General features: G+C 44.0%; 26 protein-coding genes, 1 pseudogene and 1 riboswitch. Of the genes and pseudogenes, 26 read left to right on the forward strand and 1 reads right to left on the reverse strand.

The window, feature by feature from the left end; genetic code table 11:
- Window positions 1-34 precede the first annotated feature (34 nt).
- From ANCC_RS04415 to ANCC_RS04435, 5 genes are all read left to right on the forward strand, one after another.
- Window positions 35-1,321 (forward strand): adenylosuccinate synthase, encoded by a 1,287-nt coding sequence (locus ANCC_RS04415; protein ID WP_006566524.1) that lies wholly within the window; start codon window positions 35-37, stop codon window positions 1,319-1,321.
- A gap of 64 nt (window positions 1,322-1,385) precedes the next feature.
- Window positions 1,386-1,940, forward strand: a complete 555-nt coding sequence (lepB, locus tag ANCC_RS04420; RefSeq protein ID WP_006566523.1) for a signal peptidase I — start codon at window positions 1,386-1,388, stop codon at window positions 1,938-1,940.
- Window positions 1,941-1,952: 12 nt separating this feature from the next.
- A complete protein-coding gene (locus ANCC_RS04425) occupies window positions 1,953-3,089 on the forward strand; it encodes a hypothetical protein (protein WP_006566522.1) in 1,137 nt (378 codons plus the stop codon).
- 91 nt (window positions 3,090-3,180) lie between these two features.
- Window positions 3,181-3,561, forward strand: coding sequence for a RidA family protein (locus ANCC_RS04430; protein ID WP_039946522.1), 381 nt, complete (start codon window positions 3,181-3,183; stop codon window positions 3,559-3,561).
- Window positions 3,562-3,689: 128 nt separating this feature from the next.
- Window positions 3,690-5,120, forward strand: coding sequence for a sensor domain-containing diguanylate cyclase (locus ANCC_RS04435; protein WP_006566520.1), 1,431 nt, complete (start codon window positions 3,690-3,692; stop codon window positions 5,118-5,120).
- 54 nt (window positions 5,121-5,174) lie between these two features.
- Here the strand turns inward: ANCC_RS04435 and ANCC_RS04440 are convergent, their stop codons facing one another.
- Window positions 5,175-6,563, reverse strand: coding sequence for an MATE family efflux transporter (locus tag ANCC_RS04440; protein ID WP_039946519.1), 1,389 nt, complete (start codon window positions 6,561-6,563; stop codon window positions 5,175-5,177).
- 125 nt (window positions 6,564-6,688) lie between these two features.
- Between ANCC_RS04440 and ANCC_RS04445 the strand changes: the two genes are divergently transcribed.
- From ANCC_RS04445 to ANCC_RS04545, 21 genes and pseudogenes are all read left to right on the forward strand, one after another.
- Window positions 6,689-8,266 (forward strand): alpha-glucosidase, encoded by a 1,578-nt coding sequence (locus tag ANCC_RS04445; protein ID WP_233458260.1) that lies wholly within the window; start codon window positions 6,689-6,691, stop codon window positions 8,264-8,266.
- A 125-nt stretch (window positions 8,267-8,391) separates the two neighbouring features.
- A complete protein-coding gene (locus ANCC_RS04450) occupies window positions 8,392-10,485 on the forward strand; it encodes a BglG family transcription antiterminator (protein ID WP_006566517.1) in 2,094 nt (697 codons plus the stop codon).
- 250 nt (window positions 10,486-10,735) lie between these two features.
- Window positions 10,736-12,001, forward strand: a complete 1,266-nt coding sequence (locus ANCC_RS04455; RefSeq protein WP_006566516.1) for a PTS transporter subunit IIC — start codon at window positions 10,736-10,738, stop codon at window positions 11,999-12,001.
- An 11-nt stretch (window positions 12,002-12,012) separates the two neighbouring features.
- Window positions 12,013-12,456 carry a PTS sugar transporter subunit IIA gene (locus ANCC_RS04460; protein ID WP_009289059.1) on the forward strand — a complete coding sequence of 148 codons (444 nt, stop codon included), beginning with the start codon at window positions 12,013-12,015 and terminating at the stop codon, window positions 12,454-12,456.
- 25 nt (window positions 12,457-12,481) lie between these two features.
- Window positions 12,482-12,784, forward strand: coding sequence for a PTS sugar transporter subunit IIB (locus tag ANCC_RS04465; protein WP_006566514.1), 303 nt, complete (start codon window positions 12,482-12,484; stop codon window positions 12,782-12,784).
- A gap of 34 nt (window positions 12,785-12,818) precedes the next feature.
- A complete protein-coding gene (locus ANCC_RS04470; RefSeq protein WP_006566513.1) occupies window positions 12,819-13,874 on the forward strand; it encodes a galactitol-1-phosphate 5-dehydrogenase in 1,056 nt (351 codons plus the stop codon).
- Between the two features lie 14 nt (window positions 13,875-13,888).
- The gene (gene rpe / locus ANCC_RS04475) at window positions 13,889-14,536 is read left to right on the forward strand and encodes a ribulose-phosphate 3-epimerase (protein WP_156340668.1); all 648 of its coding nucleotides are present in this window, start codon (window positions 13,889-13,891) and stop codon (window positions 14,534-14,536) included.
- Window positions 14,536-15,585 (forward strand): galactitol-1-phosphate 5-dehydrogenase, encoded by a 1,050-nt coding sequence (locus ANCC_RS04480; protein ID WP_006566511.1) that lies wholly within the window; start codon window positions 14,536-14,538, stop codon window positions 15,583-15,585. Before rpe ends, ANCC_RS04480 begins: the two co-directional genes overlap by 1 nt.
- A 13-nt stretch (window positions 15,586-15,598) precedes the next feature.
- A complete protein-coding gene (gene hxlB / locus ANCC_RS04485; RefSeq protein WP_006566510.1) occupies window positions 15,599-16,138 on the forward strand; it encodes a 6-phospho-3-hexuloisomerase in 540 nt (179 codons plus the stop codon).
- A 40-nt stretch (window positions 16,139-16,178) separates the two neighbouring features.
- Window positions 16,179-17,075, forward strand: coding sequence for a sugar phosphate isomerase/epimerase family protein (locus tag ANCC_RS04490; RefSeq protein WP_006566509.1), 897 nt, complete (start codon window positions 16,179-16,181; stop codon window positions 17,073-17,075).
- An 18-nt stretch (window positions 17,076-17,093) separates the two neighbouring features.
- On the forward strand, window positions 17,094-18,041 hold the full coding sequence (gene pfkB, locus ANCC_RS04495) for a 1-phosphofructokinase (RefSeq protein ID WP_006566508.1): 948 nt from the start codon (window positions 17,094-17,096) through the stop codon (window positions 18,039-18,041).
- A 4-nt stretch (window positions 18,042-18,045) separates the two neighbouring features.
- Window positions 18,046-18,894, forward strand: a complete 849-nt coding sequence (gene fba / locus ANCC_RS04500; protein ID WP_006566507.1) for a class II fructose-1,6-bisphosphate aldolase — start codon at window positions 18,046-18,048, stop codon at window positions 18,892-18,894.
- Window positions 18,895-19,405: 511 nt separating this feature from the next.
- A pseudogene (locus ANCC_RS17980) lies at window positions 19,406-19,848 on the forward strand (DUF3990 domain-containing protein).
- Window positions 19,845-20,090, forward strand: coding sequence for a hypothetical protein (locus tag ANCC_RS04510; protein ID WP_006566505.1), 246 nt, complete (start codon window positions 19,845-19,847; stop codon window positions 20,088-20,090). The pseudogene ANCC_RS17980 and the gene ANCC_RS04510 overlap by 4 nt, the downstream one beginning before the upstream one ends.
- A complete protein-coding gene (locus ANCC_RS04515) occupies window positions 20,087-20,305 on the forward strand; it encodes a DUF3791 domain-containing protein (protein WP_006566504.1) in 219 nt (72 codons plus the stop codon). Before ANCC_RS04510 ends, ANCC_RS04515 begins: the two co-directional genes overlap by 4 nt.
- A 20-nt stretch (window positions 20,306-20,325) precedes the next feature.
- Window positions 20,326-20,440, forward strand: a riboswitch (FMN riboswitch).
- 478 nt (window positions 20,441-20,918) lie between these two features.
- Entirely contained in the window at window positions 20,919-21,983 is a 1,065-nt protein-coding gene (gene ribD, locus ANCC_RS04520; protein ID WP_006566502.1) for a bifunctional diaminohydroxyphosphoribosylaminopyrimidine deaminase/5-amino-6-(5-phosphoribosylamino)uracil reductase RibD, read from the forward strand.
- 4 nt (window positions 21,984-21,987) lie between these two features.
- Window positions 21,988-22,632 carry a riboflavin synthase gene (locus ANCC_RS04525; RefSeq protein WP_006566501.1) on the forward strand — a complete coding sequence of 215 codons (645 nt, stop codon included), beginning with the start codon at window positions 21,988-21,990 and terminating at the stop codon, window positions 22,630-22,632.
- Between the two features lie 11 nt (window positions 22,633-22,643).
- Window positions 22,644-23,840, forward strand: coding sequence for a bifunctional 3,4-dihydroxy-2-butanone-4-phosphate synthase/GTP cyclohydrolase II (locus ANCC_RS04530; RefSeq protein WP_006566500.1), 1,197 nt, complete (start codon window positions 22,644-22,646; stop codon window positions 23,838-23,840).
- Window positions 23,841-23,872: 32 nt separating this feature from the next.
- Window positions 23,873-24,337 carry a 6,7-dimethyl-8-ribityllumazine synthase gene (ribH, locus tag ANCC_RS04535; protein WP_006566499.1) on the forward strand — a complete coding sequence of 155 codons (465 nt, stop codon included), beginning with the start codon at window positions 23,873-23,875 and terminating at the stop codon, window positions 24,335-24,337.
- Window positions 24,338-24,454: 117 nt separating this feature from the next.
- Window positions 24,455-25,183, forward strand: a complete 729-nt coding sequence (locus ANCC_RS04540; protein ID WP_006566498.1) for an NAD-dependent protein deacylase — start codon at window positions 24,455-24,457, stop codon at window positions 25,181-25,183.
- The gene (locus ANCC_RS04545) at window positions 25,180-25,545 is read left to right on the forward strand and encodes a NusG domain II-containing protein (RefSeq protein WP_006566497.1); all 366 of its coding nucleotides are present in this window, start codon (window positions 25,180-25,182) and stop codon (window positions 25,543-25,545) included. The genes ANCC_RS04540 and ANCC_RS04545 overlap by 4 nt, the downstream gene beginning before the upstream one ends.
- Window positions 25,546-25,549 lie beyond the last annotated feature (4 nt).

Here is a 25,549-nt window from a genome sequence, read left to right on the forward strand (position 1 = left end):
AAAACACGTCATTGATAATTAGGAGGATACACATATGGTTAAAGCAATAGTTGGAGCCAACTGGGGCGACGAAGGAAAAGGTAAGATCACGGATATGTTAGGTGAGACTTCTGACATTATCGTGCGTTTCCAGGGAGGAGCGAATGCCGGGCATACCATCATCAACGACTACGGAAAGTTCGCGCTTCACACGCTGCCATCCGGTGTATTCTATGATCATACAACCAGCATTATCGGTAACGGTGTGGCACTGAATATTCCTGTGCTTTTTAAGGAGATTGGGGAAATCGTCTCCCAGGGAGTGCCAAAGCCGAAAATTCTCGTTTCCGACCGTGCCCAGATCGTTATGCCGTACCATATCCTGTTTGATGAATACGAGGAGGAACGACTGGGAAAAGGGTCCTTCGGATCTACAAAATCGGGGATCGCACCGTTTTATTCAGACAAATATGCAAAGATCGGTTTCCAGGTCAACGAGTTGTTTGACGGCAAAGTGTTAAAAGAAAAATTGGTCAGAATCTGCGAGATGAAGAATGTTTTGCTCGAGCATCTCTACCACAAACCCCTTCTTAATCCGGATGAGCTGTATGAAACACTGATGGAGTACAAGGAAATGGTAGCGCCGTATGTCTGCGATGTATCCCTGTTTCTTCACAAAGCGATGAAAGAACAGAAGACCATTCTCCTGGAAGGCCAGCTGGGCTCGTTAAAGGACCCGGACCACGGTATTTATCCGATGGTGACATCTTCCTCCACTTTAGCGGCGTACGGAGCAATCGGTGCAGGTATTCCGCCATATGAAATTAAGAAGATTGTCACCGTAGTTAAAGCATACTCAAGTGCTGTAGGCGCAGGTGCCTTCGTCAGTGAGATTTTCGGAGAAGAAGCCGATGAGCTCAGAAAACGCGGGGGAGACGGCGGTGAATTCGGGGCAACGACCGGACGTCCGAGAAGGATGGGATGGTTTGACGTCGTGGCTTCCAAGTACGGATGCAGGATGCAGGGAACGACAGACGTGGCATTTACCGTGCTCGATGTTCTTGGCTATTTAGAAGAAATTCCGGTCTGCGTCGCTTATGATATTGACGGTGAAATAACGACCGATTTCCCGACAACGGGTGATCTGGAGAGAGCAAAACCGGTGATCGAAGTACTTCCGGGATGGAAGAGTGACATCCGCGGAATTACAAAATACGAAGAACTGCCGGAAAACTGCAGAAAATACGTAGAGTTCGTCGAGGAAAAGATCGGATATCCGATTACGCTGATCTCCAACGGACCCGGCAGACATGAGATTATCCGCAGAGGATATACAGACTAAAAATAAAAAAAACCTCTTTGCAGATATGGCAAAGAGGTTTTTTGCAAAGGTATAGGAGACATCTATGGAAAAAGAACAGGAACAAGAGAATAAGAAAAAACAAAACTTCAGGAAAGAAGTCAGAAGCTGGATTGTCTGTATTGCTGCCACTCTGGCCATTACTTTGTTTATCACGAATTTCGTCATAGTCAACGCCAGTATACCGAGCGGTTCCATGGAAAATACCATCATGACCGGAGATAAACTCATTGCATTCAGGACCGCATACCTGTTCAGTGAGCCTGAACGGGGAGATGTGATTATATTTGAGTACCCGGACGACGAGTCAGAGTGGTATATTAAGAGAGTCATTGCACTTCCGGGAGAAACGATCGAGGTAAAGGACGGAAAGGTTTATATCAACGGGAGTAAAAAGCCCCTGAAGGAGCCTTATATTAAAGAGGAGCCAGTGGACGATTTCGGACCGTATAAAGTGCCGAAGAACGGATACTTTGTCATGGGAGACAATCGGAACAGTTCCAATGATGCCAGAGAATGGCAGACTCACTATGTGACCAGGGAAGAGATCATAGGAAAAGCAAGCTTTCGATATTATCCGTCTCCAAAGTGGATCAAATAAAGGAGTGAGACCATGAAAAGAAAAATCAGGATTGTTATGTTTGCAGCGGCAGTCATGCTTGCCCTGGCAGCGGCAGGATGTCAAAAAAAATCTGAACAAAACCAGAAGCCTTTCGTATCGGAAAAAGATCTGAAAGCATTCATAGGAGAGACAACCAAAAAAGACGAAGTTTCTGATTTCCCAAAACTGGACTACGCTTCAGATGACAGGGTGATGTTCCACAATTCCCAGGGCTTCTATGTCTTTGATCTGAAGGAGAAGAAAGTTACTGCAGCTTTGGACCTGGCAAAAATGAAATTATTTTCCGAGGATGGGGAGACAGAGGCAAAGATCATCGTTTCCAGTGACGGAAATATGGTCCGGCTCTTGAGAACAAAAGGGGAAGATACGGTTAAAGACTATTTCTATGATGTGAAGGAACAGACTCTGTCGGATAAAAAACAGGCTTTTGATGATGTCTACGAAGGGGATATCCAGAATACAGACAAAAAGAAGTTTGCCGGACGCCCGAAGGAAGAGGTGATCCGGGAACTTATGGAAAATGGGCAGAATGATTCCAATGCGCTGATCCAAAATGACAGCACCGTGGACTTCCTCGGATACCCATCCGGTGTATATATGAAGGAAGATCAGATGTTTAAAAATCTTTCTTTGGTCCAATACGATGTCAAAGCAAAAAAGAAGACTGTGACTTCTCTGTTTGACGGGTTTGTAAAGACCGATCGGGAGACTGACGCCTCAAAGCTTGTCTTTAAAGGCAGCCGTTTCATGAAATTCAGCGAAAACGGTGTTCTCTACTTCGATGTGGATGCTATGCAGAAGACCGACGGGACGAAGGGGACATTTGGGGAACTTGTCATTGGAAATGTCTTTCAGTCAAAGAGCGGGAAACTTACAGTTACATTTGAAGATATTTCAAAAGGAGATCTTTCTCTGAAACCGGTACTGTCACTGAACAACATCGATGAAAAGGGAGAACCCCAAATGATAGAATTAACAAAAGGTAAAAACACCTATACCTTCAGTGGCCTGAAAAAAGAATTATTTTACTATATTGACTACTATGCCACAAAAGATGCACCGGATGAGAAGAGCATGGAAAAGACCGATCAGCAAAATAAAAAGCTCAGGGTGAGCATAAGCAGCTAAAAGCATGGACGCCGGACACAGTCTGTGCTATAATAGTGATACAAAAAAATTGTATGAACCTAATTATTTTTTAGAAAGTGAGGAATCAGCTATGACATGTGAGACTATCAATGCACAGAAAGCTCCCGCAGCAGTGGGACCATACTGCCATGCGGTAAAAGCGGGTGAACTTGTATTTACTTCAGGACAGCTTGGGCTGGACCCGGAAAATGGAACTCTGCCGGATGGAGTGGAAGCACAGGCGGACCAGGCACTGAGCAACCTGGATGAAGTACTGAAAGAGGCAGGATTATCTCTTAGTGATGTGATCAAGACTACTGTATTTTTAGACGATATCAATGATTTTGCGGCAATCAATGCAATTTATGAGAAAAGGTTCGGAGACAACAAACCCGCCCGGTCCTGTGTGGAAGTGGCGGCACTTCCCAAAGGGGCGCTTTTTGAAATAGAAGCGGTCGCAGCTGTGAAATAACATTATCACCGAAGAAAACCCGGTTTCCTGCAAATGTAAATTCAGGATCCGGGTTTTCTTTTATTGTCCGGGTAAATGGGGTATAATGAAAGTAAGAATTTATGGCTTCACAGAACAGGAGAGACTGCATGGGAGAAAGAAAGAAAAAAATTCAAATAAATTCAGCAGTCATCCTTCTGGTAATTATAGCGCTGCTTTCATATTTCATTTTTTCGTTTGTACAGTATTACCGTGAAATGGATCAAAAGATCGCAGCCCAGACAAAACATGACCTGCAGACTACAAATGATACGGCCAAGGCAGCTTTGAATTCACTGTTAAAGGACGGGAAAAACTGGCTGGAGAGTCTTGCGGTCATATGTGATATTCCAGATGGGACAGGGAAAGAAAACTGGTGGAATGTAGTCAAAAAGTTCGATACAAAAGGAATGAAAATCGGAGTTGCAGACAGCAGAGGAACGATTTACTACAGCAGCCATAAGAAGATGGATATCTCCGGGAGACAGTACTACAAAGTTCTTAAAAAACAAAAGAGCAGCATCTCCAAAGTACTTTTTGATGAAGAAGAAGGAACCGAATCCATTATCATCGGTGTGCCTATGATAAAGCAGGGCAGATTTGAAGGCGCCATCTGCCTGGAGTACAGCACAATGGAGCTGGGAAGACTTCTCAATGGGAAAGATACCAGCGGGATGGGAGCTGTACTTGTGTTTACACGAAAAGGCAGGATGGTCGCTTCCTATGAAGGAATGGAGAAATTTCCGACCATGTATGATATGCTCAAGACTATGAAATACGATGACCCGGCACAGCTGCATGAGATGGAGGCAAACGTACAGAAAGGAAGCAGCGGTTTTCTGAACTATCAAAACAAAGGAAAATTGCGCATGCTTTACTATGAACTGGCGGATATCAGTGACTGGATAATTTGTACGTTGGCTGTGGCGGAACTCTATGAAGGAACACTGTATTCTTTAAAAAGCGAGACATTTATACTCATGACCAAGGGTGTGCTGATTACCATTCAGGGTGTGCTGATTACCATTCTGCTTTTATTCTTTAGCCTGCAGTTTTTTAAAATCCATAGAAACGAAAAAAGAGAGAATACAAAAGATGTGCTGACAGGTGTCATAAACCGTAAATATTTTCAAAAATTACTGGAAAAGGATTTAAAGCGGAATAAAAAGTACCGTGCCTGTTTCTTTCTGGACGTGGATGACTTTAAAAGAATCAATGATACTTATGGACACCAAAAGGGAGACGAAGTTTTGACTGCCGTGGCCAGACATTTAGAGAAAAATCTTCGCGAAAAAGATGTAGTCAGCCGCTACGGAGGAGATGAATTTACCTGTCTGATCTATGGGATTACAGAGAAAGAGAAGATAAGGGAGATTGCCGGCAGGATCCTTCGGGAAGTGACGGGGAAAGTCCATGTGAATATCAGTATGGGTATTACTTTGATCCAGGATAATGATTCCTATGAGCAGATCATCGAGAGAGCGGACGGTGCATTGTATGAAGCAAAAGTAAGGGGCAAAAACCAGTTTATGATTCTTTAAGTATTTAATTTCAGGAGGGATGCTTAACCGGGCAGTCCCTCCTGATTTTAAAAACTAAGCTTTCATTTCCTCCTCTGCAGGATTCCCCTGTTCAGAATCATCAGGAGCATATACGAGCAGTTTTTTTGACATAAAATAGAAAACTCCGGTGGTGACGGCAGAGGCCAGAATATCTGCAATCGGTTCTGCCGCGAAGATTCCCGTAGTGCCAAAAAATAACGGCAGGAACAAGGCCAGAGGGATCAGCAGGATGATCTTTCTCAGAAGGGCCATGACAAGAGAAATCTTTGCCCTGCCCAGTGCCATGAATGTATTTTGGCAGGCGTACTGTGCCCCGATAAACAGAAAGCCTCCCATGAAAATGCGGATCATGGGTCTGCCGAGGACAGAGAGCTGCCTGGCTGCCTCACCGCTGGAAAACAGATAGATATAGATCTGGGGAACTGCCATGGAGAGGGCCCAGATTCCCAAAGTGTAGGCCACAGTGATCACAAATAACAGGCGAAAGGCCTTTTTTACCCGGTCCATATTCCGGCTTCCATAGTTAAAGCTGATGATCGGCTGTGCACCCTGGGCGAGTCCCAGGGCGGGCATGGATAGAAACTGCATGGCGCTTATGGCAATGGTCGTGACAGAGACAAGGGAGTCTGCGCTGGCACCACCGTAGCGTTTCATTCCTGAGTTTAATGTGATCTGTACCAGACTTTCTGTGGACTGCATAATAAACGGCGCGATCCCCAGGGCGATAACAGGGAGGAGAACTTTTGCTTCCAGCCTGAGATTTTTCCTGCGGATCTTGAGATCCGTTTTCTTTCCGGTTAAAAAACGGAGGACCCAGGCAGCAGAGACCCCCTGGGAAATGACGGTAGCTAAGGCGGAGCCCTTGACACCGAGACCCATGATAAAAATAAAGATTGGGTCCAGTACGATATTTAATAGAGCCCCAATCAGCACTGTGAGCATACTGGTCCTGGCAAACCCCTGGCAGGTGATAAAGCTGTTCAGGCCGAGAGAAAACATGACAAAAATGGAGCCGAGCAGATAGATGCCCAGATAGTCATTGGCATAAGGCAGTATATTGTCTGTCGCTCCAAACATGGAAAGCAGAGGTTCTTTTGCAAGATAAAAAAACAGGGTAAGAGGAACGGCCAGAGCAATCAAAGCTGTGACGGCATTCCCAAGGATTTTTTCCGCCCCGTCATGATCCTGCTGTCCCATTTTTATTGAGACTCTGGGGCTTCCTCCCATACCGATCATGGAGGCAAATGCAGAAATGATCATAATGATCGGAAAAGCAATTCCAAGCCCTGCAATGGCAAGAGGTCCTTCTCCTCCCGGAAGACGGCCGATGTAAATGCGGTCCACCATATTATACAGCGCGTTTATGACTTGGGCGGCAATGGTGGGAACAGCCAGCTGGAACAATAATTTGCCAACAGGCATGGTTCCAAGGGCTGTTTCGTTGTTTGTATTCAAAAAATCACTCCTATCATATAAAAATGTCACTTTATTATTTTACATTGTTCTCTCAATGGGAGCAATTCTTTTCTTTAGGAAAGGGGCAGGTTATGGACAGTCAGAAAGGAAAACAGGAAATTGTATATCAGATATATCCGAAAAGTTTTTGCGACAGTAGCGGGGATGGAATCGGAGATTTGAGAGGAATTTTAAAGCATCTTGATTATCTTAGTGATCTGGGAGTGACCATGCTGTGGATCTGTCCGGTCTATGCTTCACCGATGGATGACAATGGTTACGATGTTTCGGATTATTATGCCGTTCATCCCATGTTTGGGACGATGGAGGATTTGGAAAAGCTCATAGATGAGGCGGGGATCAGGGGGATGAAAATCATGATGGATCTGGTGCTCAATCACACATCGGATGAACATGTCTGGTTTCAGAACGCGCTGAGGGATCCAAAAAGCAGATACAGGGATTATTATATATTTAAGAAATCCAGGAATGGGCGCCCACCGAGCAATTTAAGGTCTGTTTTCGGGGGATCAGTGTGGGAGCCTGTTGAGGGAACGGAGGAGTACTACTTTCATTCTTTTTCAAAAAGGCAGCCGGATCTTAACTGGGAAAACGAAGACATGAGAAAAGAACTGTATGAAATGATCCGGTGGTGGATGAAAAAAGGAATTGCGGGATTTCGTGTGGATGCCATCAATTTTATAAAAAAGGATCACACTTTTCCTGACGGAAAACCTGATGGAAGGGATGGGCTGGCAAGCTGCCTTCCGTATGTAAGAAATGTAAAAGGGATTGAAGCCTTTTTGAGGGAACTTAAAAACCAAGTATTTGACCCACTGGACTGTGTCACTGTCTCAGAGGCTGTAGATGTACCATATTCATCACTTGGAGATTATATTGGAAAGCAGGGATGTTTTTCGATGATGTTTGACTTCAGTTATACAAATTTTGATCTGGAAGGAAAAGATGAGAAATGGTATAAAAGGAAAACATGGACGACAGAAGAATTCAGAGAGTTACTGTTTAAAAGCCAGGAAGAGATTCAGAAGACTGGCTGGCCGGCAGTATTTATAGAAAACCACGATCAGCCCAGAGCGGTGAGCAAATTTTTTCCGGATAAAAAAGACCAGACGTATGAGGCTGCTTCCATGCTGGCTGCCATGTATTTCTTTTTGAGGGGGACTCCTTTTATTTACCAGGGACAGGAATTAGGAACAACAAATGTATGGAAAGATTCTGTCTGTGAATTTGATGATATTGAGAGCAGAGGACAGTACCTTTCTGCTCTGTCAGACGGATGTACAAAAGAAGAAGCACTGTACTATATTAACCTGCGCAGCAGAGACAATGCAAGAGAGATGATGGACTGGAAAGAGGCAGAGACCCAGGAGAAAGAAGAGCAATCGGTACTGAAATTTTACAAAAAGATGACAGCACTCAGAAAACAGGAGCCGTGTTTAATTTACGGTAAATTCATCCCTTATAGAGAATACGGAAAAGAAGTGGTGGCATATGAGAGAAACGACGGATTTACAAGATTCCTTATACTGTGTAACTTTTCACGAAGAACAAAGAAGATTGGGGTAAGAGGAGGAGAGATACTGCTGAGCAATCAGCCGGTGAAAGAAAAAATTCTGAGGCCCTTTCAGGTCATATTGATAAAAGATTGATCTGCAGATGATATAAAAAATTTCTATACTTAAGAAGAAATTCATTCTTTTTTAATCTATTCCATTAGGATACAATGAAATAGAGTGTTACTGTTTTGCCAGATAAATAATTGGAGGTAATTAGAATGAACCAGCGGAGCACTGAGATTGTGCAGTTATTAAGTAAAGAGAAGGATGAGATTACAGTCTCAGGATTTGCAGAATATTTTCAGGTGTCTCAGAAAACTATCCGCAATGATTTAAAAGAAATTAATACGATTCTGAATCAGAATCAGCGGGAGGAAGTTTTGATACAGAGCGGCGGCAGAATCAATCCGCCGGAGAACTTTAAAGAATCTCTGTCATTACTGCTCGAGGGGGATTTCTACAACTATAAATTATCAAGGAAAGAACGCAGGCAGGCAGCATCGGCAATGATTGTAAATTCTGCAGATTATATTACGCTTGCAACCATTGCAGATCATTTGTTTGTCAGCAGGGCAACGGTCATCAATGATCTGAAAGACATTAAGGCATTTATCAGGGAAGGAAATCTGAATGTGATCTCTCATGCCAACAAGGGACTTCGTATAGAAGGTGCAGAGAGTGAAAAGAGAAATTTTCTTTTGAATCTTCTTCGTCCCTCCCTTTCCATCTATGAAAATCATAAAAATGTCGTTGCTGAGCATGTCAGTGTACAGGCAGGTGACTCCTCTGTTATTCAGAAAATTCTGGGAGAACAGGAACAACGGTATAAGAAATATCTGGATGACAGTTCTTTTCGGGAGATTATTTTATATTTAAGAATTATGGTGAACCGGAATCAGATGGGAGAATTTCTTGAGCCGCAGCCGGATACGAACAGTGAGAATTATATGTTTGCCCTGGATACGCTGAAATACATTTCACAGTATTGTGATGTGGTTACAACCGAGGACGACATTAAGTATTTCAGCAGATTTCTGGATGGAGTACGCTACATGAACAACAGCAGATTCAGTAAGAATACAGTTATCATCCAAATGATCACGAGACAATATATTTCGGGTATTTCTTCGGAACTGGGAATCGATCTGAATGCGGATTATGATTTTTTTGAGAATCTGTCCAATCATCTGGGATCTATATTTTCTGCACCTCCAATCGATTATCAGGAAGTCGATGTGATTAATGAGGTATTGGAAGATAATCAGGATGTACTGGAGGCAGTCAACAACCAGATGTTCGTTATATATCAATATACGGAGCGTCAATTAAACGAGATAGAAATAAAATATATTGCAGTCCATGTATGCGCAGCCATTGAACGAAAGAAAAATAAAGAGGTTGCTTTCCGTGTGATTGTAGCCTGCCACGCAGGAATCGGAACGTCCAGATTATTATTGGAAAAGCTGAAAAGGCATTTTAAATTCCGGGTTGTGGATGTGATCTCAGCCCATGAAGCGATGAGCATCGAGCCTAATGCAGCCGACTTTGTAATCTCCACGGTCCCGCTGGAAGGCTGCTCATTAGAGTATGTTGTTGTCTCAGCGGCTTTTAATGATGCGGATTATATCCGTGTGGGAAATAGGATCGATGCACTGAGAAACTGCAGAAATTTTCCGGTCAGAATGGAAGAAGACGGTTTAAGCGCCAAAGGTTTGATCGATGAGATCCATCCGCTTGTATACAGCATGATCGAGCCGGAAGAAAAGGCGAAGACATTTATGAAGGAACTGCGCAGAGTGATCCGGGATTATTTTAAACAATCTGTGGAAAATGAGACGGAGGTTCTGTCGCCGTATCTGCATCATCTGCTGCCGGCAATGAATATTGAAGTGGATGTAGAATGTGAAGACTGGAAGGATGCAGTGCGAAAGTCCGGTGAAAAGCTTGTAGAGAGAGGCTATATTGAGTCAAGGTATATAGACGCAATGATCCATAGCATTGAAGAATATGGTTCTTATGTCGTATTGTCAAAAGGATTTGCCATGCCACATGCAAAAGTAGAAGAAGGAAGTATACGCCTTGGCATGCACTTGATCCGTTTAAAAAATCCGGTGCCATTTGGGGTAGAAGAATTGGACCCTATAGAGTTTGTATGCTGTTTAAGCGCTATTGACCATAAAAGCTACCTGAAAGCATTTTTCAGTCTGGTAAATATGCTGAGGGATGCTGAGTACCGGCAGATGCTTCATGAGGCAGAGTGTCCCGAAGAAATGGCAGGAATCATTGAAAAATATGAACACAGCAACAGTTAAATAAGGTGAAGCTGATTGGTCGAATTTATTTCCGGATCCGGAAATGGATTCGACTGATTTATTTTATTTCCAGAAACAGAAATGGATTTGACCAAGCTAAATTTTTTCCCGAATGGGGAAAGACCTTTCACTGTTTTTGATTTAGGCTGCATGATAGTATGTAACTGTAAACAAGAGATAGAACGTTTGGCCAACAATCTCAGGAACATAACATCATACAAATAATACGATTAGAAAAACGGAGGTAAAAATGGAAATACTATTAAAATTTTTTCAGGGGTTTGTAGGTTTAGGGGCGAGCGTCCTGCTGCCGGTTGTAATCGCAATATTGGGAATTTTCTTTGGGATGAAAATCGGCCGGGCGATTAAAGCCGGCTTGCTGGTAGGAATTGGTTTCCAAGGACTTGTTTTAGCAGTAAATCTATTAATTACTTCAGTGACACCGGCAATGGAATATTATGAAAAATTAGGATCAGGATATGACACTTTGGAAGTTGGATTTGCAGCGCTGGGTGCGGCATCGTGGACGACACCGTTTGCAGTACTTGTAATTCCGTCGATTATCCTTGTGAATATCATTTTAGTCCGTTTAAAGATTACAAAGGTCTTAAATGTTGACATCTGGAATTTTATGCATTTTCTCGTTCCCGGAGCACTTGCGTATGCTTTGTTTGGAAGTGCCGTTATCGGATTTTTAGTTGCTTTTGCCTGCGGTATTATTGTTCTGTTTTTTGGCCAGTGGATTGCAAAACCATGGGAAGAATTTTTTGGACTGGAAGGAACCACATGTACCTGTCTTTCTTTCGTAGCATGGGCCTACCCGATCAGCTACGGATTAAATAAGATCATAGACAAAATCCCGGGACTTAATAAAATTGATCTGAATATGGATAAAGTGGGACAAAAGCTTGGAGTGTTTGGAGATCCTGCAATCATCGGTGTTGTAGTTGGAGCTTTTCTTGCAGTCATCACGAAACAAAGTCCCGGAGAAATTCTCACAATGGCAATGGGTGTTGCGGCGGCAATGGTATTGATCCCGAGAATGGTTTCCATCATGATGGAAGGGCTCTCTCCATTGGGACAGTCTGCAAATGAATATATGCATAAGAAAATCGGAGAAGACGCAGATATTTATATCGGTATGGACATTGCCCTTGGTTTAGGTGATCCGACCTGTATCACATGTACTGCCGTTATGATCCCGGTTACCATTCTTCTTGTATTTCTTGTACCGGATATGAGATTCTTTCCGCTTGGTTTATTAGCTGAAATCTGTTATCTGGCACCTATGGTCGTATTAAGCAGCAAGGGAAATCTATTCCGGTCATTACTTGCAATGACTATTTTAATGTACATAACCCTGTTTTTGGCAAATATGTTTATTCCGGAGGCTACAAGCATGATGTCCGTTACAAATGTAGACTTTGGGAAAAGTGTCACAGCATCTCATTTTGGATGGAATCCAGGCAATGTAGTTGTATCAATTATTCACAGAATTATGGCGATCTTCGGATGAGGAGGCTTGAAATGAAAACTAGATATTTGGTAATTCACGGAACAGCAGATAATAATGAACAGGCAATCAAACTATGTGGAGAAGCCTTATATAAAGCAGGCATTGTCAGTGAAAATTTCGGGGATCTCTGTGCGAAACGAGAAAGGGACTTTCCCACAGGACTTCCGACAGAAATCCCAACGGCGATTCCCCATGTGAAAGACGAAGGAATTACAGAGAACGCCATCTGTTTACTGAAACTGAATCATCCGGTGACGTTTAAAAGGTTGGATGATGATACAGAGGAAGTGAAAACAGACATGATTTTCAACTTGGCGATCAGGGATGCAGATGAACACTTAGCGGTGCTTCAAAAAATGATGGCATTTTTGAATAATCCGGAAGTCTTAACAAAATGTAAAAAACTTTCAAATGAAGAAACAGAAGTTTATCTTCAGGAGCAATTAGAATCATAATAAATCGCAGTAAAGGAGAAATATTATGGCGAAAGAAGTAAAAGTATTAGTAGCGTGCGGCAGCGGCGTGGCAACATCAACCATCGCACAGGAAGAAATCAAAGAAATTGCAAAAAATGCAGGCGTTAAAATCAGAATAATGAAAGGAACGATTTCTGAAGTTCCTATAAAACAAAAAGATGTAGATGTAGTATTTACCACAGCAAATTACCGAAATCCGCTTGAAAAACCACATCTCAGCGTATTTGGGCTTGTCTCCGGACTGAATAAAGAAGCAGCAAAGAAGAAAGTGGAAGAATTGCTGAAAAAGATTTCAGAAGAGTTATAAAAGCCCAATATGTGAAAGGATCAGGTGGTTATAAATGAAAGCAGGAGTTTTACACGCAAGAGATGACATAAGATATGAGGAAGTACAGACCCCGGAGCCAAAAGCCGGGGAAGTGCTTGTAAAAGTGAAATATTCAGGGATCTGCGGATCGGATGTACCCAGAGTAAATGAAGACGGAGCCCACTTTTATCCGATCGTTCTCGGTCATGAGTTTTCGGGAATTGTAGAAGAGGTGGGAGATGGGGTGACAAAAGTAAAGAAAGGCCAGCGGGCAGCCGGCGCTCCATTGGTTCCGTGTATGAAGTGTGAAGACTGTATGAAGGGTGATTATGCACTTTGCAAGGATTACAGTTTTATCGGAACAAGACAGGCAGGAAGCTTTGCAGAATATATCTGTGTTCCGGAGCAAAACGTGGTTCCTTTTGAGGATACAGTATCCTTTGAACAAGGCGCGTTATTTGAGCCGGCAGCAGTCGCCCTCCATGGATTAGAGTGTCTTCCGTATGAAGGAGGAAAGACGGTTGCGGTTCTCGGCGGCGGAACGATCGGACTGCTTGTCATGCAGTGGGCCAATATTTTTGGAGCGGCAAAGACCGTTGTATTTGATATTGATGACGACAGAATTGAACTGGCAAAACAGATGGGTGCAGCAGACGGAATCAATACATTAAAAGAAGACTTCATGGAAAAGGCAATGGACCTGACAGATGGAAAAGGCTACGATTACATTTACGAAACGGCAGGAAGTACAATTACCATGAAAATGGCATATGAGCTGGCAGCCAATAAAGCTGGTATCTGCTATATCGGAAAACCTACAAGAGAATTAACATTTACTGTGAAAGAATGGGAAAACATGAATCGGAAAGAATTCACTGTGACAGGATCCTGGTTATCCTATTCGGCTCCATTCCCCGGACATGAGTGGGACTGCGTGGCGCACTATTTTGCAACAGGACAGTTAAAGGGGGAAGACTCCCTGATCTTTAAGAAGCTGCCGCTTTCAAAAATCGCAGAGGGCTTTGAAATGTTTAAGACCCGCGGGGCGGTAAAAGGAAAAATTTTGATTGACAGCTCAAAAGAGAAATGAGAAAGGAGTATGACGTGAGAAAAATAAAATTATCTCCATCTGTCTTTGCAGCGGACTTGGGAGAATTAAAAAATCAGATCAAAGAACTGGAAGAGAGCAATGTGGAACTTCTGCATGTAGATGTGATGGACGGACATTTCGTGGAGCGGATGGCATTTGGAGCAGATCACATCAGAGCGTTAAAATCAATGACGGATATTCCGCTGGATGTCCATTTAATGATCGAATGCCCGGAGGTACATATCGACAGCATCGCAGAGGCAGGAGCAGATATCATAACAATTCATCAGGAGTCCACAGCGAGGGTATTAAGCTGTTTGCATAAAATCCGCAATCGGGGTATCAGGGCGGGGATCGTGCTGAGCCCGGGGACCCCGGAAGAGACGATCAAGTATTTACTAGATGATGTAGATATGATCCTTCTGATGAGTGTAAATCCCGGGGAGGGAGGACAGCATTTCCTGAATTCAACTGTGGAGAAAATTAGAAATGTCCGGGCAATGATCGGGGACCGGGATATCGATCTTGAAGTAGATGGAAGTATTGACCATGAAACGATAAAGCCTTGTTATGAAGCGGGAGCAAATGTATTTGTGTCCGGGGGATATTTGTTCAAAAATATCAAAGAGAATACAGAGGCTTTAAGAAAGGCAGTGAGATAATGAAAGCATTGACATTTTATGACGTACAGGATTTAAGATATGAAGAGGTTGCTGACCCTGCAATCGAAAAAGATGATGATGTCATCGTAAAAGTAAAAGCAGTCGGGATCTGTGGTTCGGACATTGCAAGATACCGTAATTTAGGACCTTATGTAAAAGGGAATGTCTGGGGACATGAATTTTCAGGGGAGGTTGTTCAAACTGGTCCTGCTGTTACAGAACTAAAGGCTGGTGACCGTGTGGTGGGGTGCCCGAACTTGGTTTGCCACGAGTGTGAGTACTGCAAGAGCGGACATCCGTCAAGATGTGAATCTTTAAATACTATTGGAGCTTATGTTCCCGGTGCATTTGCGGAATACATTAAAATGCCTGCCGTTAATCTTGTAAAAATGGCGGAAAGTATGACTTATGAGCAGGGCGCATTAGTAGAACCGGCAACGGTTGCGATCCACGGCTTATATCAGACAAATATTAAAATGGGATATGAAGTTGCGGTTGTGGGATGCGGAAATATCGGGCTTATGGCAATTAGATGGGCAAAAGCATTTGGAGCAAAGAAAGTGTTTGCCATTGATATCGATGATGCACAACTAGAAATTGCCCGGCAGTTTGGCGCTGATGTACTGATTAATTCTACCAATATTGATTTCCATGATGAAATCAGAAAATATGGAAATGGCGTGGACTTAGCGATCGAATCTGCAGGAAATCCATTTACGGCTGCAAGAGTACTTGGACTGCCGAAAAAGGGCGGAGAGGTTGTATACATGGGAATCCCTTATGCAGATGTTCCGGTACCAAGATTCTATTTTGAAAAGATTATGAGAAATGAATTAAAGATCATCGGTTCCTGGTGCACGATTTCTGCCCCATATCCGGGAAAAGAATGGGTGAACGCGGTAGAATATATCGGAAACGGACAGGTTGATGTCCTTGGAATGGTGACCCATAAGGTGAACTTAAGTCAGGGGCCGAAGATGTTTGAAAAGATCATTGCTAATCCAAAGGGATTCGGAAAAGTTTTGTTATATCCGGAAGAAATCATGTGAGGAAGGTGTAATTATGGGAATGAAAGTAATTATCAAAGAATTGGAACAATCAGCTGACAGAATCCCTGAACATCAGATTTCAAATCTGATTCAGAAGATCAAGTCCCATAAACGAATTTTCGTTTATGGGACCGGAAGATCGGGATTGATGTTAAAAGCACTTGCCATGAGATTGATGCAGATTGGCCTGGATGCATATGTAGTGGGAGAGACCACAACACCGTCTGTAGAAAAGGGAGATTTGCTGATCGTAGCTTCTGCTTCAGGGGAAACAGGAAGTGTTTGTATGACGGCTCAGTCGGCAAAGAAACAGGGGGCAGATTTGATCGTGATTTCTTCAGCAGAGGGATCGACCCTGGGAAAGATCCAGACACCGGATATCACGATTGAATCTGCAACAAAATTTTCAACATCCAAAACAAGCATCCAGCCACTGGGAAGTTTGTTCGAACAGATGCTGCTCATCGTGTTTGATGCTGCTGTCTTGGAAATGAGCCGGGAAGAGCCGGGCAGTAATGACGATATGGCAAAGAGACACGCAAGCCTGGAGTAGTTTGTGACGGAAATCTTATAGAGAATCAAGGAGAATAAACATGCAGAATAACATTGGTCTACAGACAGCATATTGGAATGGAACAACTCCCGAGTTGGACATTTATAAAATAATTGATTTGACCAAGAAAGCCAACATGGACACCATTGAACTGAAAGCGGGGGACTTTGTTCCTTTGACAACAGAAGAACGCAGGGAGCTTAAGAGCTATATCAAGGATGCAGGTCTGTCAGTTACAGTCAACGGGACCGGACTCAGACCGGAAAGAGATGTTTCCAGTTCTGACAAAGAATCTCATGAAGCCGGTATCAGACATTTATGTACGATGCTGGATCTCTGTGTTGAGATGGACGCAAAACTCTTTTCCGGAATTCCTTATGGTTTATGGAATACACGCCCGGATGGAGAGGATATTGCCGGGATCAAGAAGGTCCGCACAGCAAATGCAGTCAAAGGATTAACCGAAGCTGCAAAACATGCCGAAGAAGCCGGCGTAACAATGTGTTTAGAAATTGTAAACCGTTTTGAACAGTATACTGCCAATACTGCAGAAGAGGGAATTGCAGTCTGCGAAGCCATTGGCAGTGAGTATTGCAAGCTTCTTTTAGACACGTTTCATATGAACATTGAAGAAGATTATATTCCGGATGCCATCCGCACAGCCCATGAAAAGGGATATCTGGGCTATCTTCATATTGGAGAAAGCAACCGGAAGATTCCTGCCGGTGGAAGAAAGACCAATATTGACTGGGAAGCCATTGCAGAGACGATCAAAGAGATCGGTTTTGAAGGACCTTTGGTGATGGAACCATTCGTTCTCAATACGTCAGCAAGCGCTAAGAGCGTTTCACTCTGGAGAGCAATCAAACCAGCAGATGATATTGACGGACTTGTGGCAGATGCCGCCGCAGGAGTGAAATATTTAAAAAGTCTTTAATAATGGGAGGGAAAAGGCATGATTACAACTGTGACATTAAATGCTTCCATCGATAAAGCATATCGTATGACCCAAAAAGTAGAGTACGGTACGGTAATGCGGGTAGCAGAGACACATAACAGTGCCGGCGGAAAGGGGCTGAATGTGGCAAGGGTGGTCAAGCTTTGCGGTTCTGACACAAAAGCTGCCGGTCTTGTGGGAGGATATAACGGTCAATATTTAGAATCACTTCTGGACGCAGATGGAATTTCCTATGAATTTGAACATATCGAGGGGGAAACAAGAAGCTGTATAAATATATTGGATCCGGAATACGGTTCGACCGAATATCTGGAACCCGGCTGTCAGGTTACTCCGGAGGAAGAAGCTGCATTTTTAGAACGATTTCCTGATCTTATTAGGGACAGTGATGTTGTGACCATTTCAGGAAGCGCTCCCCGTGGAATGGGAAGCGATATCTATAAAAAAATGATCCGGATTGTAAAGGATGAGGGAAAGAAAGTTATCTTAGATACCAGCGGAGAATATTTGGAAAAAGGGATCGAGAGCATGCCGACGATGGTAAAGCCTAATCAGGATGAGATCGAACTGCTTTTCCATATCAAAGTCCGCAGCCGTGAAGATGTCATTGAATATGCCAAAAAAATCTATGAAAAAGGAATCCCGTATGTGGTCATCTCTCTTGGAGGAGACGGGGCACTGCTTGTATGCGAAAAAGGCATTTATCAGGGGAGACCGCCCAAAATAGAAGTGGTAAATACAGTTGGATGCGGAGACTCTATGGTCGGAGCATTTGCAGTAGGATTAGAACGTCATATGGAACCGGAAGAGGCTCTGAAATTTGCAGTGGCGGTGGCGTCTGCTAACGCGCTTTCACCCCTTACAGGGACTTTTGATACGGCCAAGAGAGATGAAATCATAAAGAACGTTGAGATCATAAAATTATCAGATCCGGAAAGGGAATAGAATTATGTTAATGACATCAAAAGAAATATTACGGAAAGCTCAGGCCGGCGGATATGCAGTAGGTGCATTCAATGTAGAAAACATGGAGATGGTACAGGCAGTTGCGGAGGCAGCAGAGGAATTGCGCTCACCGGTCATCATGCAGACAACTCCGTCTACCGTGACATATGCGGGACTTGACTATTATCTTGCAAATGTTGAGACAGCCGCAAAGAGGGCATCGGTTCCTGTGGTTATGCATTTAGATCACGGCAGCAGCTTTGAACTGGCGATGCAGGCACTCAGAGCGGGTTATACATCCATCATGATTGATGGTTCCCATGAAGCATTTGAAGATAATATCGCGCTCAGCAGGGCCGTCACAGATGCCTGCCATCCGTCCAAAGTTCCGGTAGAGGCTGAACTTGGAAAGGTTGGCGGAAAAGAAGATGATCTGGACGGCGGAGATGATAATCCCTATACAGATCCGCAGGAAGCAAAGGAATTTGCAGAGAGAACAGGGATTGATTCCCTCGCAGTTGGGATTGGTACAGCCCACGGTGTTTATAAGGGAGAACCAAAACTTCAGTTTGACATCTTAAGCCAGATCAGAGATGTCGTAGAGATTCCGCTCGTGCTTCACGGAACAAGCGGTGTGCCGGACGAAGCGGTAAAAGAGTGTATCAAACGCGGTATCTGTAAAGTGAATTATGCAACCGATCTCCGTATCGCATTTACCAATGGAGTAAACAGAGTTTTTGCTGAAAATCCAGACACCATTGACCCTAAGAAATATAGTGCGGCAGGTCGTGAAGAAGTTAAAAAATATGTTATGGACAAAATAAAAGTATGCGGAAGTGCAGGAAAAGTATGAGTTATCCACCACTATTTCCGTCGCGCTTTTGAAATGCGCTCCTCCAATAGTGGTGAATAACTTTCGAATAGTGGTACCTTTTTGTAATAGAAGCCCTTCTCCAGCATACATTATGTCCATTTTGATCAGTTTGAAGGCCTTGCATTCAAAGAAATGTTAGTTTTTCCGTTTTTGGCAGATTCCGATACAGTAACTTTAAGCCATGAAACCACGGAGATTTTGGTGCCATTGAGCCATGGGTGGGGCTGTCCACCTGTAGTGACGAAGGGTACCAGCTTGAAGAAAAAGGGATGTACTGACTGTCAAAGAAGGAGAAAGCAGGGAATACAGCTACACGATCACAATTATGTAGTGAAAAATGTTATTAAATGAATCAAATACAACCAACATAGATATATATTTGTTGATTGTATTTGATTTTTTACATCTTTCAGATAATAGGCTTTGTCCAATAAGGGATAGATTTTTTGAATTCATATGGTAAAATGGAAGTAGAAACAGTGCTTTGGAGGTGAAATTATATCACGGAAGCAACATTGCAGTAAAAGAGCCCAGGCTATTGCCAAATGTCAGGGCACTTGATTTTGGTGCCGGTTTCTATGTAACATCAAGTTTTGATCAGGCAAGAAAGTGGGCTAATCTGACAGCAAGAAGAAGAGGCACAGGGAAGCCCGTAATATCGGTATATGAAATTACAAAAGGTAAAATGAAGAATGGCTGCGATATGTAAGTGCACATAGAAAGAATTGGCAGACAGATGATAAATATGATATAGTTATCGGTCCAGTTGCAAATGATAACACTATCCCTGTTATTAACTTATATCTTAAAGGAAGCTATAGTGAAGAAGAGGCTGTCAAAAGACTGCTTCCACAGAATCTAAAAGACCAATATGCATTTAAAAGTGAAGAAGCAATTAAGATCCTGAATTTATGCGAGGTGATTGAGCTATGAAAAATACGTCTGTTGAAATTTTGGATTATTATGATGAGGAAGTAATTAAGATGATAACAGAAAAGTATGGATTTGAACAAATGCAGGCTCTTCGTATATTTTTAAATTCCGAAACATACAAATTGTTATCAGATGCAGAGCTTGAAATGTGGGAATTTGGTCCAGCAGCAATATTTGATATGTGGGAAAATGAAAAAGATTACAGGGAACCCAAGAAATTCTCTATATTTGAGGAGGGATGAGTGTGTCTAAGGAAATGAAATTTTTTATATACCTTATTGAGAGATATGCACAAAAAAAGGGAATACCCACACCGGTGATCTTGGAACAATGGGATAAATTAGATTTGACCATGTTTATTTTTGATATGTATGAGCTGTATCATTCAGAAGCAATTGAAAATGCTTTTGATGATATTGACCGATTGGTCTTGACAAGAACCTGTGATAGGTTATAATAAACTGTATAAAAATTGAATAGGATCTTCAGGGCAGGGTGAAATTCCCTACCGGTGGTACAGCCCACGAGCCGCAAGGCATGATTCGGTGAAACTCCGAAGCCGACAGTACAGTCTGGATGAAAGAAGATAGTGATAAAAGAACTCTGGGATTTACGCACAGCGTAGGTCAGATGCATTTGGTGTATTTGGCGTGCTGTTATAAGTCCTGGTTTTTTATTTTATAAGAAAGTTCTACGACCTTCCTTGTGAAATAAACACGTTCCGCTTATTTATGAGTGAACTTTAGCTTGTTAAAGCCCTGAAGTCCTGTGTTGCAGGATTTTGGGGATTTTTTTATTTCACAGGAAAGTTCTGCGACCTTCCCTGTGAAATAAAAAACGCTCCGCGGGCTGTACACAGATGCGTAAGGAAATTATTTGACTGCGTCAAATCGCATCTGGTACGCAAAGCTGTCAAGCCCCTCAAAGATTGAGGAGTTGGGAGTTGAAGTGGCTTGCCCACTTTGTTATTTCACAGGAAAGTTCTGCGACCTTCCCTGTGAAATAAAAAACGCTCCGCGGGTTGTACACAGAAGTTTGAAAGGAGGTTTGTGCGGTTGCAGGAACAATATATGAGAAGGGCGATTGAACTGGCCCAAAAAGGAACAGGACATACGAATCCCAACCCATTGGTGGGGGCTGTCATCGTAAAGGACGGACAGGTGATCGGAGAGGGATTCCACGAGGCATACGGAGGTCTGCATGCGGAGAGGAATGCACTTAAAAGCTGTACCGAAGACCCAAAAGGCGCAGAACTATATGTGACTTTAGAGCCATGCTGCCATTACGGAAAGACGCCGCCCTGTACGGAAGCAGTTATAAAAAGCGGAATCCGAAAAGTTTATGTTGGGAATGTTGATCCGAATCCAAAAGTGGCAGGGATGGGGATCAAAATTTTAAGGGAACATGGTATCAAAGTGGAAACAGGTATTCTCGACGAGGAATGCAGAGAGTTAAACGACATCTTTTTTTATTATATTACCCACGATACGCCTTATGTGGCGCTGAAATATGCTATGACACTGGATGGGAAAATTGCGGTGAAGACAGGGGAGTCCAAATGGATCACCGGCGGAGAGGCGAGGGAACATGTTCAGTTTCTCAGGCATCGGTATGCGGCGATCCTGACAGGGATTCATACGGTTATAGGCGATGATCCGATGCTCAATGCCCGCATAGAAGGAGGGAATAATCCGGTGCGTGTAATCTGCGACAGCAGATTAAGGATTCCGATAAGTTCAAAAATTGTCCAGAGTGCTAAAGTTATCCCGACCATCATTGCGGCATGTGAAAGAAACGAGAAGGCGCAGAGACTTGAGGCTTTGGGGTGCCGGGTACTGATCTGCCCCGGGAAGGATGGAAAGACAGATCTTCTGGAACTTATGCGGATTCTCAGAAAAGAAAAAATCGACAGTGTCCTCGTGGAAGGCGGAGCAGATATCAACGATTCGGTTATTCAGGCCGGAGCGGTAAACAAAGTGTATGCCTTTATCGCACCGAAAATTTTCGGCGGAAGACAGGCCAGATCTCCGGTGGAAGGAGAAGGGGTCGATAAGATAAGCGATGCGCTGCTTCTCAATGGGCCTGAGATTACCAGGTTCGGCGAAGACCTGCTGCTGGAATATAAAGTGAGGTGAGAAAGTGTTTACAGGAATTATTGAAGAATTGGGGACGGTCCTTTCGGTTAAAAGAGGAGGACAGTCTTCGGCTGTCAGGATAGGGGCATCCAGGGTCCTCGAAGATATACATACAGGAGACAGCATTGCAGTCAACGGGGTATGCCTGACGGCAGTTACCTTTGATGGACAGGGATTTCTTGCGGATGTGATGAACGAGACATTTGAGAAAAGCAGCCTGGAAAATTTAAAGCCGGGAGATCCGGTAAATTTAGAACGGGCCATGAGGGCAGGCGGCCGGTTTGGCGGACATATCGTTGCCGGACATGTAGATGGTACGGGAACGGTCACTTCGGTGAAGCAGGATGCCAATGCGGTATGGTTTACAGTGAAGGCACCGCCGGGAATCATGCGGTACTGTATTAAAAAAGGTTCTATAGCCGTGGACGGCATCAGTCTTACCATTGCGGATACCGGGGATCAATGGTTTCAGGTTTCGGTCATCCCCCACACCTTAAAGGAAACGGTGCTGGGATATAAAAAGCCCGGAGATCCGGTGAATCTGGAAAACGATATGATCGGAAAATATGTAGAAAAACTGATGCAGCCCGAACATGGAGAAAAGACCAGTGCCATAACCGAGGAAATGTTAATAAGAGCAGGATTTTAGGAGGAAAGAATATGAAGTTCAGCACGATTGAAGAAGCGTTGGAAGACCTGAGACAGGGAAAGATCATCATTGTCACGGACGATGAGGACAGGGAAAATGAGGGGGATTTCATCTGTGCCTCAGAATTTGCAGATACGGAGAACATTAATTTCATGGCGGTCCATGGAAAGGGTTTGATCTGTATGCCTATGAGCGCAGCTATGGGAGAAAAACTCGGATTGTCTCCGATGGTAACCAAGAATACGGATAACCATGAGACTGCATTTACAGAAAGTATTGATCATGTGGAAACCACCACGGGAATTTCTGCAGTGGAACGCTCTGTCACAGCATTGAAGTGTATGGAGGACAGCATCAGGCCGGAGGATTTAAGGCGCCCCGGGCACATGTTTCCGCTGATCGCAAAGCCGGGCGGTGTCATGGAGCGGAACGGACACACAGAGGCGACGGTGGACCTTGTGAAGCTTGCAGGTTTAAAAGAAAGCGGGCTGTGCTGTGAGATCATGAGGGAAGACGGCACTATGATGCGTACCACAGAGCTCATGGGACTGGCAGAGAAGTTTGGCCTTAAGATGATCACTATAAAGGCACTGCAGGATTACCGGAAGAAACATGAAGTGTTCGTGAGCAGGGAGGCGGAGACACCGATGCCCACTAAGTATGGGGAATTCCGGGCTTACGGTTATGTAAATAAACTAAACGGTGAACATCATGTCGCTTTAGTAAAAGGAAAAGTAGATGACGGGGAGCCGGTGCTGTGCCGTGTACACTCCGAGTGTCTGACAGGAGACACCTTTGGTTCATTAAGATGCGACTGCGGTGATCAGCTGACCACCGCCATGAGGCAGATCGAAGCGGAGGGCAGGGGGATTTTACTCTACCTGAGACAGGAAGGGCGGGGCATTGGCCTGATCAACAAATTGAAAGCATATGCCCTGCAGGATGAGGGAATGGACACGGTAGAGGCAAATCTGGCCCTAGGATTTGAAGAAGACCAACGGGAATATTACATAGGTGCACAGATTCTGAGAGACCTGGGTGCGTCTGAACTGAGACTTTTGACAAATAATCCGACGAAAATCGAAGGTCTGGGTGATTTTGGCCTGGAGATCGTGGAGAGGGTGCCGATCCAGATCAAACTCACAGATTATGATGGATTCTATATGAAGACCAAACAGGAAAAAATGGGGCACTATTTAACATATTAAGCTGAAAAATATGAAGAAGAAGGAGATATAAGATGAAGGTATTAGAAGGAAAATTAGTCGCAAAAGGGATGAAAGTCGGCATTGTCGCCGCCAGATTCAATGAGTTTATCGTATCCAAGCTGCTTTCAGGAGCGCTGGACGGCCTGCGCCGCCATGACGTGAAGGAAGACGATATTTCTGTAGCCTGGGTTCCAGGAGCATTTGAGATTCCGATTGCCGCACAGAAGATGGCGGGCTCAGGGAAATATGATGCTGTCATCTGTCTGGGGACCGTGATCCGGGGCTCTACCAGCCACTATGACTATGTGTGCAATGAGGTATCCAAGGGGATTGCTCACGTGTCTATGGAAAGTCAGATTCCTGTGCTGTTCGGTGTACTGACCACGGAAAATATCGAGCAGGCCATCGAGCGCGCCGGTACGAAAGCCGGAAACAAGGGTTATGACTGTGCGCTGTCAGCGATTGAAATGGTAAATTTATTGAAAGAGATTGGTTAAACTGGACGGAGCCGCTTATTTCCTGTAAAATAGAACAGAAAATAAGCGGCTTTTCTAAGCATTAAAAAAAGTTCTGCCCGCGTTATGCACACAAATACATAAGGGAGGTATCTTACTATGGATCAGATTCAACAACTTCAGAGAATGATTGACGAAAGCAGCAGGATCGTCTTTTTCGGCGGTGCGGGAGTTTCCACAGAGAGCAGTATTCCGGACTTTCGGAGTACGGATGGACTCTACCATCAGACGTATCAATATCCTCCTGAGGTGATTGTCAGCCATACGTTTTTTGTTCAGAAGACAGAAGAATTTTATGATTTTTATAAGAAGAAAATGATATTTCCGGATGCCCAACCGAATCCTGCCCATTTAAAGCTCGCAGAGCTTGAGAAGGCCGGAAAGCTCACAGCAGTTGTCACTCAGAACATCGACGGTCTGCACCAGAAGGCCGGAAGTCAGAAGGTATTTGAGCTGCACGGAAGTGTTCACAGAAATTACTGTCAGAAATGCCATAAATTTTTTGATGTAAACTACGTAGCCGGAGCAGAGGGAGTACCGCGCTGCGACGAATGCGGGGGACTGGTGAAACCGGATGTTGTACTATATGAAGAGGGACTGGATGCATCCGTGATGAGGGGAGCCGTCGATGCGATTTCTGAGGCGGATATGCTGATCATCGGGGGGACTTCTCTCGTAGTGTATCCGGCAGCAGGCATGATTGACTATTTTCATGGGAAACATCTTGTGCTGATTAATAAAGATGCCACATCCAGAGACCGGCAGGCAGAGCTCTGCATTACAGATCCGATCGGTGAGGTCCTTGGACAGATCAGGGTGAATCCATGAAAAAGAGAGATCTTGTGTTGATCGGAGCAGTCCTTCTTGTAGCAGCGGCAGGATTTTTATTTCTGTCTCTTGTGAAAAAAGACGGGGAAAGGGCAGTGGTGACGGTAGATGGAAAAGAAGTCTGGAGCCACAGCCTTTCTGAGGATGCGGTCTATACGGTAAAGAGCCCGAACGGGTCCAATGTAGTCCGAATCCAAGATCAGAAAGCAGCAGTCACAGAGGCCGACTGCCCTGATCAGATATGCAGAAAGCATAAAGCTATCGATAAAACCGGGGAAACCATTGTCTGCCTGCCGCATAAAGTCGTGGTGGAAATTAAAGACGGAACCAGGGAGAAAGAATATGACGGAATCACAAATTAAGGAG

The sequence above is a fragment of the Anaerostipes caccae L1-92 genome (assembly GCF_014467075.1).
GTDB classification, from domain to species: Bacteria; Bacillota; Clostridia; order Lachnospirales; family Lachnospiraceae; genus Anaerostipes; species Anaerostipes caccae.

Bases quoted from the DNA above. Each gene is read 5' to 3' on its own strand.
- ANCC_RS04425 (WP_006566522.1), top strand. From the start codon at position 1,953: ATGAAAAGAAAAATCAGGATTGTTATGTTTGCAGCGGCAGTCATGCTT.
- ANCC_RS04450 (WP_006566517.1), top strand. From the start codon at position 8,392: ATGAACCAGCGGAGCACTGAGATTGTGCAGTTATTAAGTAAAGAGAAG.
- ANCC_RS04430 (WP_039946522.1), top strand. From the start codon at position 3,181: ATGACATGTGAGACTATCAATGCACAGAAAGCTCCCGCAGCAGTGGGA.
- ANCC_RS04510 (WP_006566505.1), top strand. From the start codon at position 19,845: ATGAAAAATACGTCTGTTGAAATTTTGGATTATTATGATGAGGAAGTA.
- lepB (WP_006566523.1), top strand. From the start codon at position 1,386: ATGGAAAAAGAACAGGAACAAGAGAATAAGAAAAAACAAAACTTCAGG.
- ANCC_RS04540 (WP_006566498.1), top strand. From the start codon at position 24,455: ATGGATCAGATTCAACAACTTCAGAGAATGATTGACGAAAGCAGCAGG.
- ANCC_RS04515 (WP_006566504.1), top strand. From the start codon at position 20,087: ATGAGTGTGTCTAAGGAAATGAAATTTTTTATATACCTTATTGAGAGA.
- ANCC_RS04490 (WP_006566509.1), top strand. From the start codon at position 16,179: ATGCAGAATAACATTGGTCTACAGACAGCATATTGGAATGGAACAACT.
- pfkB (WP_006566508.1), top strand. From the start codon at position 17,094: ATGATTACAACTGTGACATTAAATGCTTCCATCGATAAAGCATATCGT.
- ANCC_RS04445 (WP_233458260.1), top strand. From the start codon at position 6,689: ATGGACAGTCAGAAAGGAAAACAGGAAATTGTATATCAGATATATCCG.
- ANCC_RS04435 (WP_006566520.1), top strand. From the start codon at position 3,690: ATGGGAGAAAGAAAGAAAAAAATTCAAATAAATTCAGCAGTCATCCTT.
- hxlB (WP_006566510.1), top strand. From the start codon at position 15,599: ATGGGAATGAAAGTAATTATCAAAGAATTGGAACAATCAGCTGACAGA.
- ANCC_RS04465 (WP_006566514.1), top strand. From the start codon at position 12,482: ATGGCGAAAGAAGTAAAAGTATTAGTAGCGTGCGGCAGCGGCGTGGCA.
- ribH (WP_006566499.1), top strand. From the start codon at position 23,873: ATGAAGGTATTAGAAGGAAAATTAGTCGCAAAAGGGATGAAAGTCGGC.
- ANCC_RS04470 (WP_006566513.1), top strand. From the start codon at position 12,819: ATGAAAGCAGGAGTTTTACACGCAAGAGATGACATAAGATATGAGGAA.
- ANCC_RS04440 (WP_039946519.1), bottom strand. From the start codon at position 6,563: ATGCCTGTTGGCAAATTATTGTTCCAGCTGGCTGTTCCCACCATTGCC.
- ANCC_RS04530 (WP_006566500.1), top strand. From the start codon at position 22,644: ATGAAGTTCAGCACGATTGAAGAAGCGTTGGAAGACCTGAGACAGGGA.
- ANCC_RS04415 (WP_006566524.1), top strand. From the start codon at position 35: ATGGTTAAAGCAATAGTTGGAGCCAACTGGGGCGACGAAGGAAAAGGT.
- ANCC_RS04460 (WP_009289059.1), top strand. From the start codon at position 12,013: ATGAAAACTAGATATTTGGTAATTCACGGAACAGCAGATAATAATGAA.
- ANCC_RS04545 (WP_006566497.1), top strand. From the start codon at position 25,180: ATGAAAAAGAGAGATCTTGTGTTGATCGGAGCAGTCCTTCTTGTAGCA.
- fba (WP_006566507.1), top strand. From the start codon at position 18,046: ATGTTAATGACATCAAAAGAAATATTACGGAAAGCTCAGGCCGGCGGA.
- ANCC_RS04480 (WP_006566511.1), top strand. From the start codon at position 14,536: ATGAAAGCATTGACATTTTATGACGTACAGGATTTAAGATATGAAGAG.
- ribD (WP_006566502.1), top strand. From the start codon at position 20,919: ATGAGAAGGGCGATTGAACTGGCCCAAAAAGGAACAGGACATACGAAT.
- ANCC_RS04455 (WP_006566516.1), top strand. From the start codon at position 10,736: ATGGAAATACTATTAAAATTTTTTCAGGGGTTTGTAGGTTTAGGGGCG.